15 protein-coding genes, 1 pseudogene and 1 riboswitch are annotated in these 13,065 nt (G+C 72.2%); of the genes and pseudogenes, 6 read left to right on the top strand and 10 right to left on the bottom strand.

Annotated features, from left to right (window positions below; all coding sequences use genetic code 11):
• Position 1: 1 nt before the first annotated feature.
• Positions 2-457 (bottom strand): RpiB/LacA/LacB family sugar-phosphate isomerase, encoded by a 456-nt coding sequence (locus ACFW6P_RS13000; RefSeq protein ID WP_386357628.1) that lies wholly within the window; start codon positions 455-457, stop codon positions 2-4.
• A 353-nt stretch (positions 458-810) separates the two neighbouring features.
• On the opposite strand from ACFW6P_RS13000, the gene ACFW6P_RS12995 reads away from it, so the two are divergent.
• Positions 811-1,539, top strand: coding sequence for a lysophospholipid acyltransferase family protein (locus ACFW6P_RS12995; protein ID WP_386423648.1), 729 nt, complete (start codon positions 811-813; stop codon positions 1,537-1,539).
• A gap of 175 nt (positions 1,540-1,714) precedes the next feature.
• Positions 1,715-2,191, top strand: a pseudogene (locus ACFW6P_RS12990) (NAD(P)-dependent oxidoreductase); the annotation flags it as partial.
• Between the two features lie 59 nt (positions 2,192-2,250).
• On the opposite strand, the gene ACFW6P_RS12985 reads toward ACFW6P_RS12990, so the two are convergent.
• From ACFW6P_RS12985 to ACFW6P_RS12950, 8 genes are all read right to left on the bottom strand, one after another.
• Positions 2,251-3,831, bottom strand: coding sequence for an alpha/beta hydrolase (locus tag ACFW6P_RS12985; RefSeq protein WP_386357632.1), 1,581 nt, complete (start codon positions 3,829-3,831; stop codon positions 2,251-2,253).
• 157 nt (positions 3,832-3,988) lie between these two features.
• Positions 3,989-4,747, bottom strand: coding sequence for an urease accessory protein UreD (locus ACFW6P_RS12980; protein ID WP_386357634.1), 759 nt, complete (start codon positions 4,745-4,747; stop codon positions 3,989-3,991).
• Entirely contained in the window at positions 4,744-5,427 is a 684-nt protein-coding gene (ureG, locus tag ACFW6P_RS12975; RefSeq protein ID WP_386357635.1) for an urease accessory protein UreG, read from the bottom strand. Before ureG ends, ACFW6P_RS12980 begins: the two co-directional genes overlap by 4 nt.
• 84 nt (positions 5,428-5,511) lie before the next feature.
• On the bottom strand, positions 5,512-6,186 hold the full coding sequence (locus ACFW6P_RS12970; RefSeq protein ID WP_386357637.1) for an urease accessory protein UreF: 675 nt from the start codon (positions 6,184-6,186) through the stop codon (positions 5,512-5,514).
• A gap of 10 nt (positions 6,187-6,196) precedes the next feature.
• Positions 6,197-7,918, bottom strand: a complete 1,722-nt coding sequence (locus ACFW6P_RS12965) for an urease subunit alpha (RefSeq protein ID WP_386357638.1) — start codon at positions 7,916-7,918, stop codon at positions 6,197-6,199.
• Positions 7,911-8,222, bottom strand: coding sequence for an urease subunit beta (locus tag ACFW6P_RS12960; RefSeq protein ID WP_386357639.1), 312 nt, complete (start codon positions 8,220-8,222; stop codon positions 7,911-7,913). The genes ACFW6P_RS12965 and ACFW6P_RS12960 overlap by 8 nt, the downstream gene beginning before the upstream one ends.
• 11 nt (positions 8,223-8,233) lie before the next feature.
• Positions 8,234-8,536 carry an urease subunit gamma gene (locus tag ACFW6P_RS12955; protein ID WP_386423646.1) on the bottom strand — a complete coding sequence of 101 codons (303 nt, stop codon included), beginning with the start codon at positions 8,534-8,536 and terminating at the stop codon, positions 8,234-8,236.
• Positions 8,537-8,817: 281 nt separating this feature from the next.
• Positions 8,818-9,105 carry a type II toxin-antitoxin system Phd/YefM family antitoxin gene (locus ACFW6P_RS12950; RefSeq protein WP_386357643.1) on the bottom strand — a complete coding sequence of 96 codons (288 nt, stop codon included), beginning with the start codon at positions 9,103-9,105 and terminating at the stop codon, positions 8,818-8,820.
• A gap of 90 nt (positions 9,106-9,195) precedes the next feature.
• Here ACFW6P_RS12950 and ACFW6P_RS12945 point away from each other — a divergent pair, with 90 nt between their 5' ends.
• The 3 genes from ACFW6P_RS12945 (at position 9,196) to ACFW6P_RS12935 (ending at position 11,173) form a co-directional block, all read left to right on the top strand.
• Entirely contained in the window at positions 9,196-9,831 is a 636-nt protein-coding gene (locus tag ACFW6P_RS12945) for an ATP-dependent Clp protease proteolytic subunit (RefSeq protein WP_386423645.1), read from the top strand.
• A 7-nt stretch (positions 9,832-9,838) separates the two neighbouring features.
• On the top strand, positions 9,839-10,147 hold the full coding sequence (locus ACFW6P_RS12940) for a hypothetical protein (RefSeq protein WP_386357647.1): 309 nt from the start codon (positions 9,839-9,841) through the stop codon (positions 10,145-10,147).
• A 377-nt stretch (positions 10,148-10,524) separates the two neighbouring features.
• Positions 10,525-10,697, top strand: a riboswitch (cyclic di-AMP (ydaO/yuaA leader).
• Positions 10,698-10,699: 2 nt separating this feature from the next.
• Positions 10,700-11,173: a C40 family peptidase gene (locus ACFW6P_RS12935; RefSeq protein ID WP_386357649.1), complete on the top strand. Its 474-nt coding sequence runs from the start codon at positions 10,700-10,702 to the stop codon at positions 11,171-11,173.
• Positions 11,174-11,527: 354 nt separating this feature from the next.
• On the opposite strand, the gene ACFW6P_RS12930 is transcribed toward ACFW6P_RS12935, so the two are convergent.
• Positions 11,528-11,986: an ATP-binding protein gene (locus tag ACFW6P_RS12930; RefSeq protein ID WP_386357651.1), complete on the bottom strand. Its 459-nt coding sequence runs from the start codon at positions 11,984-11,986 to the stop codon at positions 11,528-11,530.
• Positions 11,987-12,199: 213 nt separating this feature from the next.
• Here ACFW6P_RS12930 and ACFW6P_RS12925 point away from each other — a divergent pair, with 213 nt between their 5' ends.
• Positions 12,200-13,060, top strand: a complete 861-nt coding sequence (locus ACFW6P_RS12925; protein WP_386357653.1) for a helix-turn-helix domain-containing protein — start codon at positions 12,200-12,202, stop codon at positions 13,058-13,060.
• The last annotated feature ends 5 nt before the right edge of the window (positions 13,061-13,065 follow it).

Below are 13,065 nucleotides of genomic sequence, written 5' to 3'. Positions count from 1 at the left end.
CCTAGAAGCGAGTCCTGCCGTGATCGAGCAGCCGGAGCCGGTCCACGTTCTGCCGGTCCTCGGCGTCCGTGCTGGGCCGGGCCGCGAACCAGGCGTCGAGGATCTCCTTCAGCAGCGGCTCGGAGGTGAGCCGCAGGCTGAGTGCGAGCACGTTGGCGTCGTTCCAGCGGCGGGCCCCGTCGGCCGTGCAGGCGTCCGTGCACAGGGCGGCCCGCACCCCCGGCACCTTGTTCGCGGCGATCGAGGCGCCCGTGCCGGTCCAGCAGCACACCACCGCCTGGTCGGCCGTACCCTCGGCGACCTCGCGGGCCGCGGCCTCGGAGCACACCGCCCACTGCGGGTCGTCCCCGGGCAGCAGCGCGCCGTGCGGGCTCACCTCATGGCCCCGGTCGCGCAGCGCGGCCACGAGGGAGCGGGCGACGGGCTCGTCCATGTCCGAGGAAACTGAGATGCGCATGCCTGGCAGGTTACTCGGCCGGACGGGGGACGCCACCGGCCCACAGCGGCCTGCCCCCGGCAAGAGCCACGGGCGCGCCAGGCACCCGCCGTGATCACGCCAGGCGCGCCGTCGGACCTGCCGGTCACCCGGGCGGCGCAGCACGCTGGTCACGCGGTTCTCCCCGGCCGCGCGAGCACCGCGGGACACGCACGCCTGACCGGCCGTCAGCCAGGGGAGGAAGGATCAGCGCGCTCCGTCCCACCAGGTGCCCGGCGGCAGCGCCTGCACCTACACTGGCACCCCACGACATGCCGGTTGACCTGCTGGAACGCGGCGGTTGAGGCCACCGCGAGAGTCGAGGAGCGCCCGCTTTGTTCTACTACCTTCTGAAATACGTACTGCTGGGTCCGCTGCTGAGACTGGTCTTCCGGCCGCGCATCGAAGGCCTGGAGCAGGTTCCCGCGGAGGGCGCGGCCATCGTCGCCGGCAACCACCTGTCCTTCTCGGACCACTTCCTGATGCCCGCGATCCTCAAGCGGCGCATCACCTTCCTCGCCAAGGCCGAGTACTTCACGGGACCGGGCGTCAAAGGCCGTCTGACGGCCTTCTTCTTCCGCAGCGCGGGGCAGATCCCGGTCGACCGCTCGGGCAAGGACGCCGGCCGGGCCGCGATCCGCGAGGGCCTCGGTGTGCTGGGCAAGGGCGAGTTGCTCGGGATCTACCCCGAGGGCACCCGCTCGCACGACGGCAGGCTGTACAAGGGCAAGGTCGGCGTCGCGGTGATGGCGCTCAAGGCCGGTGTCCCGGTCGTCCCCTGCGCGATGATCGGCACCTTCGAGGCGCAGCCGCCCGGCAAGGTCATCCCGAACATCCGACGGGTCTCGATCCGCTTCGGCGAGCCCCTCGACTTCTCCCGCTACGCCGGCATGGAGAACGAGAAGGCCGTGCTGCGGGCCGTCACCGACGAGATCATGTACGCGATCCTGGCCCTGTCCGGGCAGGAGTACGTCGACCGGTACGCGGCCGACGTGAAGGCCGAGGAGGCCGAGCGGGCCGCCGCCGCCAAGGAGCGCACAACCCGGCGCACCCCGCTGCGTTGACCTCCTCCGCCGTCGGCGGAAGCCGTTCCCGCGGCCGGACCGGGCGCTCTGCGGTCGCCTCATGGGACGTGCGGTGGTGATCGGGACGGACGGGCAGATGGCCGGCCGGCGGTACGGGCGCCGGCCCGGGACGGCTGGGAGGTGACGGCGGCCTCTCGCGGGGGCGTCCGGGACGCATCTGGACGGCCGGCGCCGCCGGGTGCTCGCATGCGAGGGCGAGAGCGTGTTCCACACGGCGGCCGCCCGGAACATCGCCGAACTGGTCCGGCTGGGGCGGCCTTGCCGGGGGTGGGGGTGCTCAACGCCTGTGACCAGCGGCCGCCGACGGCGGCGCGGATCGGGGCGGCGCTCGACGCGGTCATGGGCGCGCGGACGGAGACCGTCCTGCTGGACGGGGCGGCGCCGTCGCCCTCGGTGGGCCTGTCCCCTGGTCGGTGGAGCTGCCGGTGCTGTGCGACATGTCCGCCGCGGAACGTGAGGTGGGCTACCGGCCGGTCGTGTCCCACGCCGAGAACCTGCCCGAGACGGCCGAGTGGCTCACCCTCCGGCCGGGCGGGACCGGCGGGAGGCGTTCCCCCGGCTCGCGGGGGTCTACCCGGACCTCTTCGACTACGCGGCGCAGGACGCCTGGCTGGCGGCCCGGGGAGCATGAGGGAGGGCGGGCCGGTGTGACCTCCGGCCCGCCCCGTCCGTTCGGACGAACGGCTGCTGCTACGGCTTCGGTGTGGCGTGCGGCGCGCAGGTCACGTCCGCGGAGTCCAGCTCGCCCGTCAGCAGATAGGCGTCCACCCGGCTGTTGATGCACGGGTTGGTCAGGCCGGTGACGCCGTGGGAGCCCGCGTCCTTCTCGGTGATCAGGCGGGAGCCCTTGAACCGCTTGTGCAGCTCGACGGCACCTCCGTACGGGGTGGCCGCGTCACGCTCGGACTGGACGATGAGCACCCCGGGCAGGCCCTTGCCGGTCCCGACCTCCAGCGGCGTCTGCTGCTTGACCGGCCAGGTGGCGCAGGGCAGGTTCATCCACGCGTTGGCCCACGTCAGGAACGGGTGGTCCTGGTGGAGGCGCGTGTTGTCCCGGTCCCAGGTCCGCCAGTTCGTCGGCCACGTGGCGTCGGTGCACTCGACGGCGGTGTAGACGGCGTTGCCGTTCTCCGAGGCGGCGTTGCCCGCGGTGTCCGACAGGTCGGGTGCGGCCGCGTCGATGATCGCCTGGGGGTCACCGGCGAAGTACTCGCTCATCGCGGTGGCGACCCGCGCCCACGCGGAGTCGTAGTACGGGGCACCCTGGAAGAAGCCGGTCAGTTCGGACGGGCCGACGACCCCGCCGAGCGGCTCCTTCTTCGCGGTGGCGCGCAGCTGGAGCCACTTGTCCTGGACGGCGGCGCGGGTGGTGCCGAGGTGGTACGTCGCGTCGTTCGCGGCGACCCAGTCCTGCCAGTCCTTCCAGCGGGCCTCGAAGGCGACGTCCTGGTCCAGGTTGGCCTGGTACCAGATCTTGTCCCGGGAGGGGTTGACGACGCTGTCGACGACCATACGGCGCACGTGGCCCGGGAAGAGGGTGCCGTAGACGGCGCCGAGGTAGGTGCCGTAGGAGACGCCCAGGTAGTTGAGCTTCCTCTCACCGAGGGCGGCGCGGATGACGTCGAGGTCCCGCGCGGTGTTGGGGGTGGTCATGTGCGGCAGCATCCAGCCGCTGCGCTCCTGACAGCCCTCGGCGTACTCGCGGGCCAGCTTGCGCTGGGCGCGCTTGTCGGCCTCGGAGTCCGGTACGGGGTCCATCTTGGGCGCCTTGACGAACTCCTGCGGGTCGGCGCAGGAGATGGGCGCCGACTTGCCGACGCCGCGCGGGTCGAAGCCCACGAAGTCATAGGCCTTCGCGGCGTTGGCCCAGACGGGGCTCTTGCCGGTGACCCGGGCCGGGAAGCGCAGCCCGGAGCCGCCGGGGCCGCCGGGGTTGTAGATGAGCGCGCCCTGCCGCTCGTCCTTCGTGCCGGTGTTGCCGATGCGGTCGACGGCGAGCTTGATCTGCTTGCCGTACGGCTTGGCGTAGTCGAGCGGCACGGTGACGTACCCGCACTGGATCGGCTTGGCCAGGTTCCAGTCGGCGGGGCAGTCCTGCCAGTCGATGCCGGCCTCGGCGGCCCGGGCGGCGGCGATCGCGGCGCCCCGCGCCTCGCGGTCCTTGCCCTGCCCGTAGCCGCTGCTCGCGCTCGCGTTCGCCGTGGGCGCCGCGACGGCGCCGCCTATCAGCGTGGCCGTCACGAGTGCGCCGGCCGAACCGAGCGCCGCCATGCGCCTCTTCGGTCTCGTACCCCTCAAGGGGGACCTCCCCGTACATCGTTGCGATCAGTACGGAGGATCCTCGCCGTTGGGAGGCCTCGGAGGACAGGGTCCATCACCCTTCTTTGCCAATCCGATAAACGGAGAAGGGATGTTGCTGTCCGGACGCCTATGCCAGGGACCGCAGGCCCTCGTCGAGCAGCCGCCGCAGCCGCAGGGCGTCCGGCGCGACGGCGGTGACGAGCGCGGCCGGCCCGGCGAGCGGCACGACCGAGGCGCCCTCCCCCAGCAGCCGGGCCGTCACGGGCTTCGAGGCGAAACCGGGGTGGGCCACGACCAGTTGCCCGACCGTCCGGTGCCCTGCGAGCACGGCGGGCCCGTCCCAGCCGCCGGGGGCGCCGGGCCCGCACGCCAGTTCCTGGTCGAGCACGGTCCGGCCGGCGATCCGTACGGTCAGACGGCTCTTCAGCCGGCCGGGTTCCTCACCCGCCCTGCCGAGCACCTGTTCCTCGCGCAGCACGAGCCGCGCGGTGGGCGCGAGGTCCACGCGGGTGGTGACGCACAGGTCGCTGTTCCGGGCGGAGATCAACGGCTCGGGCGTCCAGTGCAGTGCGGCGTCGTCGGCGACGCCGAGCCGGACGTCGTAGCGGGCCCCGCCCTTGGCCTGTCCCGGCAGGGCGAGGGTCGCGGCGGCCGATCCGACGGACAGCCGTGCCCCCTCCTCGACCCGGCCCTCCACGGTGAAGTGGTCGCCGCCCAGCGGTCCGCTCATGGCACCGACCAGCATCACCCTGGCTTCGGACCCGGCGGCCCGGGTGCGCCGCAGCGCCAGGGGCCCCTCGCTCTCCAGTACCGGCAGGCAGGTGCCGCCCCGCCCGTCGGCCCGGGCGAGGATCCGCGCGACGGCCCGGACGCCGGTGCCGCTCACCCGCCCGCCGTCCAGGCCTGGAGCTGCGCCCGCACCCAGGCGGCGACGTCCGCGACTCCGGCCTCGCTCCGCAGCGACTGCAGGACCACTGGGAGTCCGGCCCGGCGGGCCTTGGCGTCGGCGGCCATCCGGGCCAGATCGGAGCCGACGTACGGAGCGAGGTCGGTCTTGTTCACGACGAGCAGGTCGGCGGTGGTCACGCCCGGGCCGCCCTTGCGCGGGATGTCGTCGCCCCCGGCCACGTCGATCACGAAGACCTGCGCGTCCACCAGCCCTTTGGAGAAGGTCGCGGTGAGGTTGTCCCCGCCGGACTCCACGAGCACCAGGTCCAGAGGGCCGACGGTGTCCTCCAGGTCCTCGATCGCCTCCAGGTTGGCGGAGATGTCGTCCCGGATCGCGGTGTGCGGGCAGGCCCCCGTCTCCACGGCCGTGATGCGCTCGGGCGGCAGCACGGCCTGACGCAGCAGGAACTCCGCGTCCTCGCGGGTGTAGATGTCGTTGGTGACGACGGCGAGCGACAGTTCGGCCCGCAGCGCCCGGCAGAGCGCGGCGACGGTGGCGGTCTTGCCGGATCCGACGGGTCCGCCGAGTCCGATGCGCAGGGCGCGGCGACCGCCGTCGGGGCGGTGCGCGTCGGCACCGGCGGCGGCCGGTCCGTCGTGGCTGTGGTCGAGGTGCACGGGGCGGCTCCTGTGGTCGTGTCCGGCTGCTCGTTCCCGGCCGGTTCAGGTGGTCGTGAGGTGAAGGTGGAGTGGTGGGGCCGGCTACGAGGCGAACAGCCGCATGCCCCACCCGGCGTGTGCCTCCGCCCCGATCTCCAGCAGCGGAGCCGATCCCGCGGGCAGCGCGTCGAGCCCTTCGCCGACGGCCCGCCGAGCCGCCTCCACGCCCCGGTCCACGACCCGGTCGACCTCGGGCGCCAGCCGGGCCAGCACCCGCGTCGCGTCGAAGGGGTCGAGACTCAGCAGCCGCACCGTCGCCGTGGCCGGCCCGCTCACGCTCTCGTACGCCGCGCAGTACGCCGCGTCGACCGGCCCCAGCCCCGCGGCCCGGGCCGCCACGCCGAGCACCACCGGCTGATGGGCACCCTTGGGGAACTCCGCTGCCAGCAGGTCCAGTTCGGCCGAGGGCCAGGTCGCTCGGGCGGCCCGCATCAGCTGCCGGCCCAGCTTGCGCGCGGTGACCCGCAGCGCCGGTGACGGCGTGCGGGCGTCGGCCGCGCCGTCCAGCGCGACCGGGTCGACTCCGAGCGCCGCGCCGGCCGCGAAGGCCGCCGCGACCAGCCCCGCGGTGTGCAACCGGCCGCGGCAGAAGGCGCCCAGGCTCTCCGCCCCGCCGATCCGCCCGGACCTGACCGCCTCCTCGGCACCGCCGGAGTGCGCGTGCCCTCCGGCGGGGAATCGCCCGTCGGCCAGGACGAGAAGCGCCGCACGCGACATCGCACCACCCTCAGAACAGGAAGTACCGCTGGGCCATGGGCAGTTCGGCCGCGGGCGTCGCCTCGACGAGTTCCCCGTCGATGCGCACGGCGAAGCTGTCGGGGTCGACCTCGACCCGTGGCCGGGCGTCGTTCTCGCGCATGTCGGCCTTGGTCACGCCGCGCGTCGACTCGATGGCGACGAACCGCTTGCCCAGCCGGAGCCGTTCGGGAAGCCCGTCCTCGACGGCCAGGGGCGCCACGAAGTTGACGGAGTTGGAGGCGGGCGCCCGCCCGATCGCGCCGTACATGGGCCGCGGCAGGATCGGCTGCGGCGTGGGGATAGAGGCGTTCGCGTCGCCCATCTGCGCGTACGCGATCTGCCCTCCCTTGAGGACGAGGTGGGGCTTGACGCCGAAGAACGCGGGCTCCCACAGCACGAGGTCGGCGAGCTTGCCGCTCTCCACCGACCCGATCTCGCGGGCCAGCCCCTGGGCGAGCGCGGGGTTGATCGTGTACTTGGCGACGTAGCGGCGCACCCGGCGGTTGTCGGCCCGCCCGTCCCCGGGCAGCGGTCCCCGGCGCCGCTTCATCACGTGCGCGGTCTGCCAGGTGCGCAGCACGACCTCGCCCACGCGCCCCATGGCCTGGGAGTCGGACGAGATGATGGAGATGGCGCCCAGGTCGTGCAGCACGTCCTCCGCCCCGATGGTGGAGGGCCGGATCCGGGACTCCGCGAAGGCCAGGTCCTCCGGCACGGCCGGGTTGAGGTGGTGGCAGACCATCAGCATGTCGAGGTGTTCCTCGGCGGTGTTGACGGTGAAGGGCCGGGTCGGGTTCGTGGAACTGGGCAACACGTGCGACTCGGAGACCACCGTCATGATGTCCGGCGCGTGCCCGCCGCCGGCGCCCTCCGTGTGGTACGCGTGGATGCCCCGCCCGGCGATCGCGGCCAGTGTGTCCCCCACGAAACCGGCCTCGTTGAGCGTGTCGGTGTGGATGGCTACCTGGATGCCGGTCCGCTCGGCGACGGTCAGCGCGGCGTCGATGACGGCGGGGGTGGAACCCCAGTCCTCGTGCAGCTTCAGCCCGAGCGCCCCGCCCCGGATCTGCGAGAGCATCGCCTCGTGGGAGACGGTGTTGCCCTTGCCGAGCAGGCCGATGTTGAGCGGGTACGCCTCCATGGCCTCCAGCATCCGGGCCAGGTGCCAGGGGCCGGGCGTCACGGTCGTCGCCTTGGAGCCCTCGGCCGGGCCGGTGCCGCCGCCCACCAGGGTCGTGACGCCGGACGCCAGGGCCTCGTCCGCGATCTGCGGGCAGATGAAGTGGACGTGCGCGTCGATCGCGCCCGCCGTGAGGATCCGCCCGTTGCCGGCGACGATCTCGGTCTCGGGACCGATGACCAGGTCCGGGTGGACGCCGTCCATGGTGTCGGGGTTGCCCGCCTTGCCGATGCCGGTGATCCGCCCGTCGCGGATGCCGACGTCGGCCTTGACGACGCCCCAGTGGTCGATGATCACCGCGCCGGTGATCACGGTGTCGGGGGTGCCCTCCGCCCGCGTGGCACGGGCCTGGCCCATGGACTCGCGGATGACCTTCCCGCCGCCGAACACGGCCTCGTCGCCGGCGAGTCCGGGGCCGCCGGAGCGGTCCTCCTCGATCTCGGCCAGCAGGTCGGTGTCGGCGAGCCGGATGCGGTCGCCGGTCGTCGGGCCGAACAGGTCGGCGTAGGCGGCACGCGAGATCTCAGGCATCGAGGGCGCCTCCGGTCTCCCCGCGCAGCCCGGGCACCACGCGGGCGCCGGCGAGCGGAACGAGCTCGACCTCGACCGGGATCCCGGGCTCGAAGCGCACGGCGGTGCCGGCGGCGACGTTCAGCCGCCGGCCGCGCGCCGCGGCGCGGTCGAACTCCAGGCCGGGGTTGGCCTCGGCGAAGTGGTAGTGGGAACCGACCTGGACGGGCCGGTCGGCGGCGTTGAGGACGGTGATCCGGGTGCTCGCGCGGCCCTCGTTGCAGGCGATCGGGCCGTCGGCGAAGAGGATCTCTCCGGGAATCATCCAGGCGCCCCTCAGACGATCGGCTCGTGGACGGTGACGAGCTTGGTGCCGTCCGGGAAGGTGGCCTCGACCTGGACGTCGTGGATCATCTCCGGTACGCCCTCCATGACGTCGTCCCGGGTGAGCAGGGTCCGGCCGGATGCCATGAGCTCGGCGACGGTGCGCCCGTCGCGCGCGCCCTCCAGGATGTGCGAGGTGATGAGGGCGACCGCCTCAGGGTGGTTGAGCCTGAGCCCGCGGGCCCGGCGCTTGTGAGCGACGTCGGCCGCCAAGTGGATCAGCAGTCGCTCTTGTTCGTGCGGGGTCAGCTGCACCGTCCCACCTCACAGTCCTCGCTCCGGACCGTGCGGGCCCGGTTGCCGCGGCCACGGGGCGAAGCGCCGGGTGGCGTGGAGGGAGGCTAGTGGGGGCGCGTTACAGGGACGTTAACCCCGGAGTGACCCCCGACCGCCGCCCTGACTGCGGAACGAAGGCACCCGGACGACCGTGCACCCGCGATGCAGCGGACCCGGGTGCACGGCTCGCGTCCTGTAGGGGCGGCGGGAACGGGTGCGGGCCTCGATCACGCCCGCGTGCCCGCACCGGCGCCGCCTCCTCAGGCCGGATCGACTCCCCGGTGCTGCGCGGCGATGCCGAAGCGCTGCTGCTCACGCGGAGCGGACACGACCTCGTGGACCGTCGAGACCGCACGGGCCACCTGCTCCTGCGAGGCCTCCGCCGGCTGCCGGTCCTCCTCCAGTCGCCGCAGGTCATCGGCGGAGACAAGGGCGACGAGGGGCTTGCCGTGCCGGGTGACGACGACGCGCTCGCCGGCGTACACCACGCGGTTGATCAGGTCGGCGAGCTCAGCCCTGGCTTGCGTCACCGGAATCTCGTAGGCCATGCCTCCATCATAACGTCACGTACGTCCTGTACATTTTTTACACAGAGCACCGTCGCCGGAGACGGCTCCGCCCGTGAGGAGGGGTTCCCCATGACCCGACCGTCCGCCCGTTACGTGCTGCCTGAGTTCACCGAACGCACCGGGTCCGGGCAACGGACGACGGACCCGTACTCCAAGCTTCTGGAGGAGCGGATCGTCTTCCTCGGGACGCCGGTCGACGAGACCTCGGCGAACGACGTGATGGCCCAGTTCATGCACCTGGAGCACCAGGCGCCGGACCGGGACATCTCGCTGTACATCAACTCTCCCGGCGGCGCGTTCCACGCGATGTCGGCGATCCACGACACCATGCGGTACGTCGCCTGCGACGTGGAGACGATCTGCCTCGGCCAGGCCGGCGCGGCCGCCTCGGTGCTGCTCGCGGCGGGCACACCCGGCAAGCGCTCCGTGCTGCCCGACGCGCGCCTGGTGATCCATCAGCCGGCGCTGCCCGAGCCGGTCCGCGGACAGGCCACCGATCTGGCGATCCAGGCCGACGAGTTGATGCGCATCCGGGCCCGTATGGAGGAACTGCTCGCCCGGTACACGGGCCGCAGCCGCGAGCAGGTCCGCGCGGACATCGAGCGGGACAAGGTCCTCACGGCCCAGGAGGCACTGGAGTACGGCCTGGCCGACAGGATCGTGCCGAACCGCAAGGCCACCATGGCCGTGCCGACCGGGGAGTGAGCCGCCGGTGCTGCCTCCCGAACTGCCCCCGCTGCCCGCCCTGACCGGCGCCGAGTCGGAGCTGATCGACCGTTACCTCGACGTCGTCGACCTGCTCGGTCGCATCAACCCCTCCCTGCCCGGCGACACCTACCGCGGACTGCGCGCCGCCCAGGCACTGGTCGGCAAGGCGACGGCACTGCGCGACGCGCTGGCCCTGATGCACCAGCGGGGCGAGACGGAACTGCACGCCGCCACGCTGGCGCGGGCGCTGCGCGTCCTGGACGGCGAGCGGCGCACGGCGCGGGTCACCCTGCCTACGGACTCCGTGAGTTGACACGGAGGCGACGGTCCGGACGCCCGGCCCGAGGACGGAGCGTCCGGAGCCGAGTCGAAACGGCCCGAAAGACGTACCCCTGTCCGGAGTAGACGGGGGTGCTTTTTTTGGCCCCTCACAGTTGCGCGACGCGCGTGCCCGAAGGGCGGAATGGGGCATTCCACCGCTGGTCCGGCGGCCGGCGGAGCGGTGCACCGTGGCTCGAACACAGACGCGGCCACCCGAACGGGCGAGTGGTGAGTAACAACACAAATAACCGGTTCCGTTGGGATATCAGGACAAGCATGAAGCAAGATCCCTGTCTGACGACAAGCCCCCGCCACAGCGGCGGGGCGGTCCGGGCGGACGCCGAGTCCTGCCGCCGCACGGACGACCGGTCGACGGAAGTGCATCGGCAGGAGTGGAGGACCCAAGCACGACGGGTCGCCGGGACGGTCACGCCATGACCGGATCCGAGCAGCCCTTGGGGTGAAGCCGCGTCAGCGGCCGGGCAACTTCGCCAGCCCGAATCCGACAGGTCATCCTTCACAGGCGGCTGACGAAGGGGTGCGCATGACTGCGCTGAATCGTGTTCCGTCGCTCATGGTCCGGGCCGGTACCGCCTCGGCCCTCACGATCGCCGCCGTGGGCGGCTCGATCGTGGCACCCGGCTTCTCGGCCGAGGCCTCGGCGGCCACCCATGGGACGAAGGCACTCAAGGTCGCGGCGTCCAAGAAGGGCTCGCCCTACCGGTACGGGGCCACCGGACCGTACCGGTTCGACTGCTCGGGGCTCACGCTCTACTCGTTCAGGAAGGCGGGCAAGAAGCTGCCGCGCACGGCCGCCCAGCAGTACAACAAGACGCGCCACATCTCCCCCAGGAACCGCAAGGCCGGGGACCTGGTGTTCTTCCACTCGGGCCGGAACGTGTACCACGTCGGCATCTACGCGGGTAAGAACAGGCTCTGGCACGCCCCGAAGACCGGGGACGTGGTGCGCCTGCAGAAGATCTGGACCAAGAGCGTCTGGTACGGACGCGTGAAATGAACCGCCCTGAGTGCGGCGGCGTCCTGACACGCCACCGCACTCCGGAGCGTGACACGGGTCCGCGCCGGCCGCTCCTGGTGCGGCGGGCGGGGCGGCGGGACGGGACGGGTGCGTCCGGCCTCCGGCACCCCTCCGGGGAACCGCCCGAGGACGGTGTCGGCCCGGCCCCCCTCCGGCACGCCTTCGAGGCAGCCGTCGGAGGAACCGGAAGGACCGGCACCACGCCGAGAAGCGCCCGCACAGCGCCGTCGGCGCCGCTGACGGCGGACGTGCCGGAGAGGAGCGTCAGGCCCGGGGGAGGACGGCCGCGCGCGGAAGGCCGGGACGCCGTACGCCGCCCCGGGCGACGCCGGATCACGGCTCCTGCCGGGCCGCTGTGCTGACCGGCCGGGCCGGGATCGTCCACGGGAGCTCGATCGAGATGGTCTTGCCGCCCTCTCGGGTGGGGCGGATACGGAGCTTGCCGCCGCACTCCGCGGTCAGCCAGCGGATGATGACGAGTCCGCGGCCGTTGTCCTGCTGGACGGCCGCCGGAAGCCGCCGGGGGAAGCGCGGATGACTGTCCGTGACGCCGATGCGCAGTTGTTCGTCGCGGTCGAGCAGGACGTCCACGGTGAAGGTGGGCGACTGGCCGAAGGTGTGCTGGACGGCGTTGGTCGCGAGTTCGGAGATGATGAGCCGGACGGTGTCGGACACTTCCGTGTCCGCCGGCAGCCCCCACTCCGCGAGCATGCCCACGACAAAGGCACGTGCCGCGGAGACCGAGGCGGGATCACTCGGCAGAGTGACGGATGCTTCCAGATGGTCTGCCATGGCGACGTCGCCCCTTTCCCACGGAACCGCAGTCCGACACGGAGCGGATGGTTCGAGTACGGTCCCGGACTGGTGCTTCGCCGCCAGAGTGCCACCAGGACCCTCCCGAAGGGCGGCGATCCACCAAGATATGCATATATCTGTCGCTCAAAGCGGTGAACTCTGCCACGCGAGACCGTATTTGAGTGGCTCGGAAGGAGTAAGGAGGAGCCCATGCAGCACGGTCCCGCGGTGCGCCGCCGGAAACTGGGCGCCGAACTGCGCGCGTTGCGCACCTCGGCGGGGCTCACCAGCGGTGAGGCGGCCCGGCTGGTGGGCTGGCACCAGTCCAAGGTCAGCCGGATCGAGACGGGCACGAGCGGGGTGAAACCGGCCGATGTGCGCTCACTGCTCGATGTCTACCGTGTGGCCGACTCCCAGCTTCGCGAGTTGCTCATGGTGTTGTCGGGGTCCGACGACAGCCGCGGCCGGCACCACTGGTGGCACGCCTACCGAGGGGTGCTGCCGCCGACCTACCGGGACTTCATCAGCCTGGAGTCGCAGGCCGGCGCCATGCGCACGCTGGAGACCACCGTCGTGCCGGGCCTGCTGCAGACGCCCGAGTACGCGCGTGCGGTGACGAAGGCCGCCCTGGGCAGCCTTCCGGAGGACCGGCTGGACACGCTCGTCGAGGTGCGGCTGGCCCGGCAGGACGTGCTGCGCGCGGACCCGCCGCTGGAGCTGAGCGCCGTGCTGGACGAGGCGGTGCTGCGGCGGGAGGTGGGAGGGCCTGGGGTGATGGCCCGGCAGCTCGAACGACTGGTCGAGGCGGCGCGCTTGCCGCAGGTGAGGCTCCAGGTGCTGCCGTTCGCCGCCGGGGCGCACATCGGCGTCACAGGCCCTTTTGTTATTTTCTCGTTCTCGAGCACTTCTGATTTGGATGTGGTTGTTCTCGACCACCTGACGAGTAGCCTCTACCTCGAACGGAAAGAAGACCTCCAGGCCTACACGGAGGCCTTCAACACCCTTCAGATCCACGCCCTTTCCCCCGAGGACTCGTTGGATTTCATCGCCGGGACAGCCGCCGGCGCATAAGGAGG

The sequence above is a fragment of the Streptomyces sp. NPDC058741 genome, assembly GCF_042746715.1.
In the GTDB taxonomy this organism is placed as follows: domain Bacteria; phylum Actinomycetota; class Actinomycetes; order Streptomycetales; family Streptomycetaceae; genus Streptomyces.
Note: the sequence above shows the minus strand (reverse complement) of the source record. Positions and strands in the feature narration are given on the sequence as shown.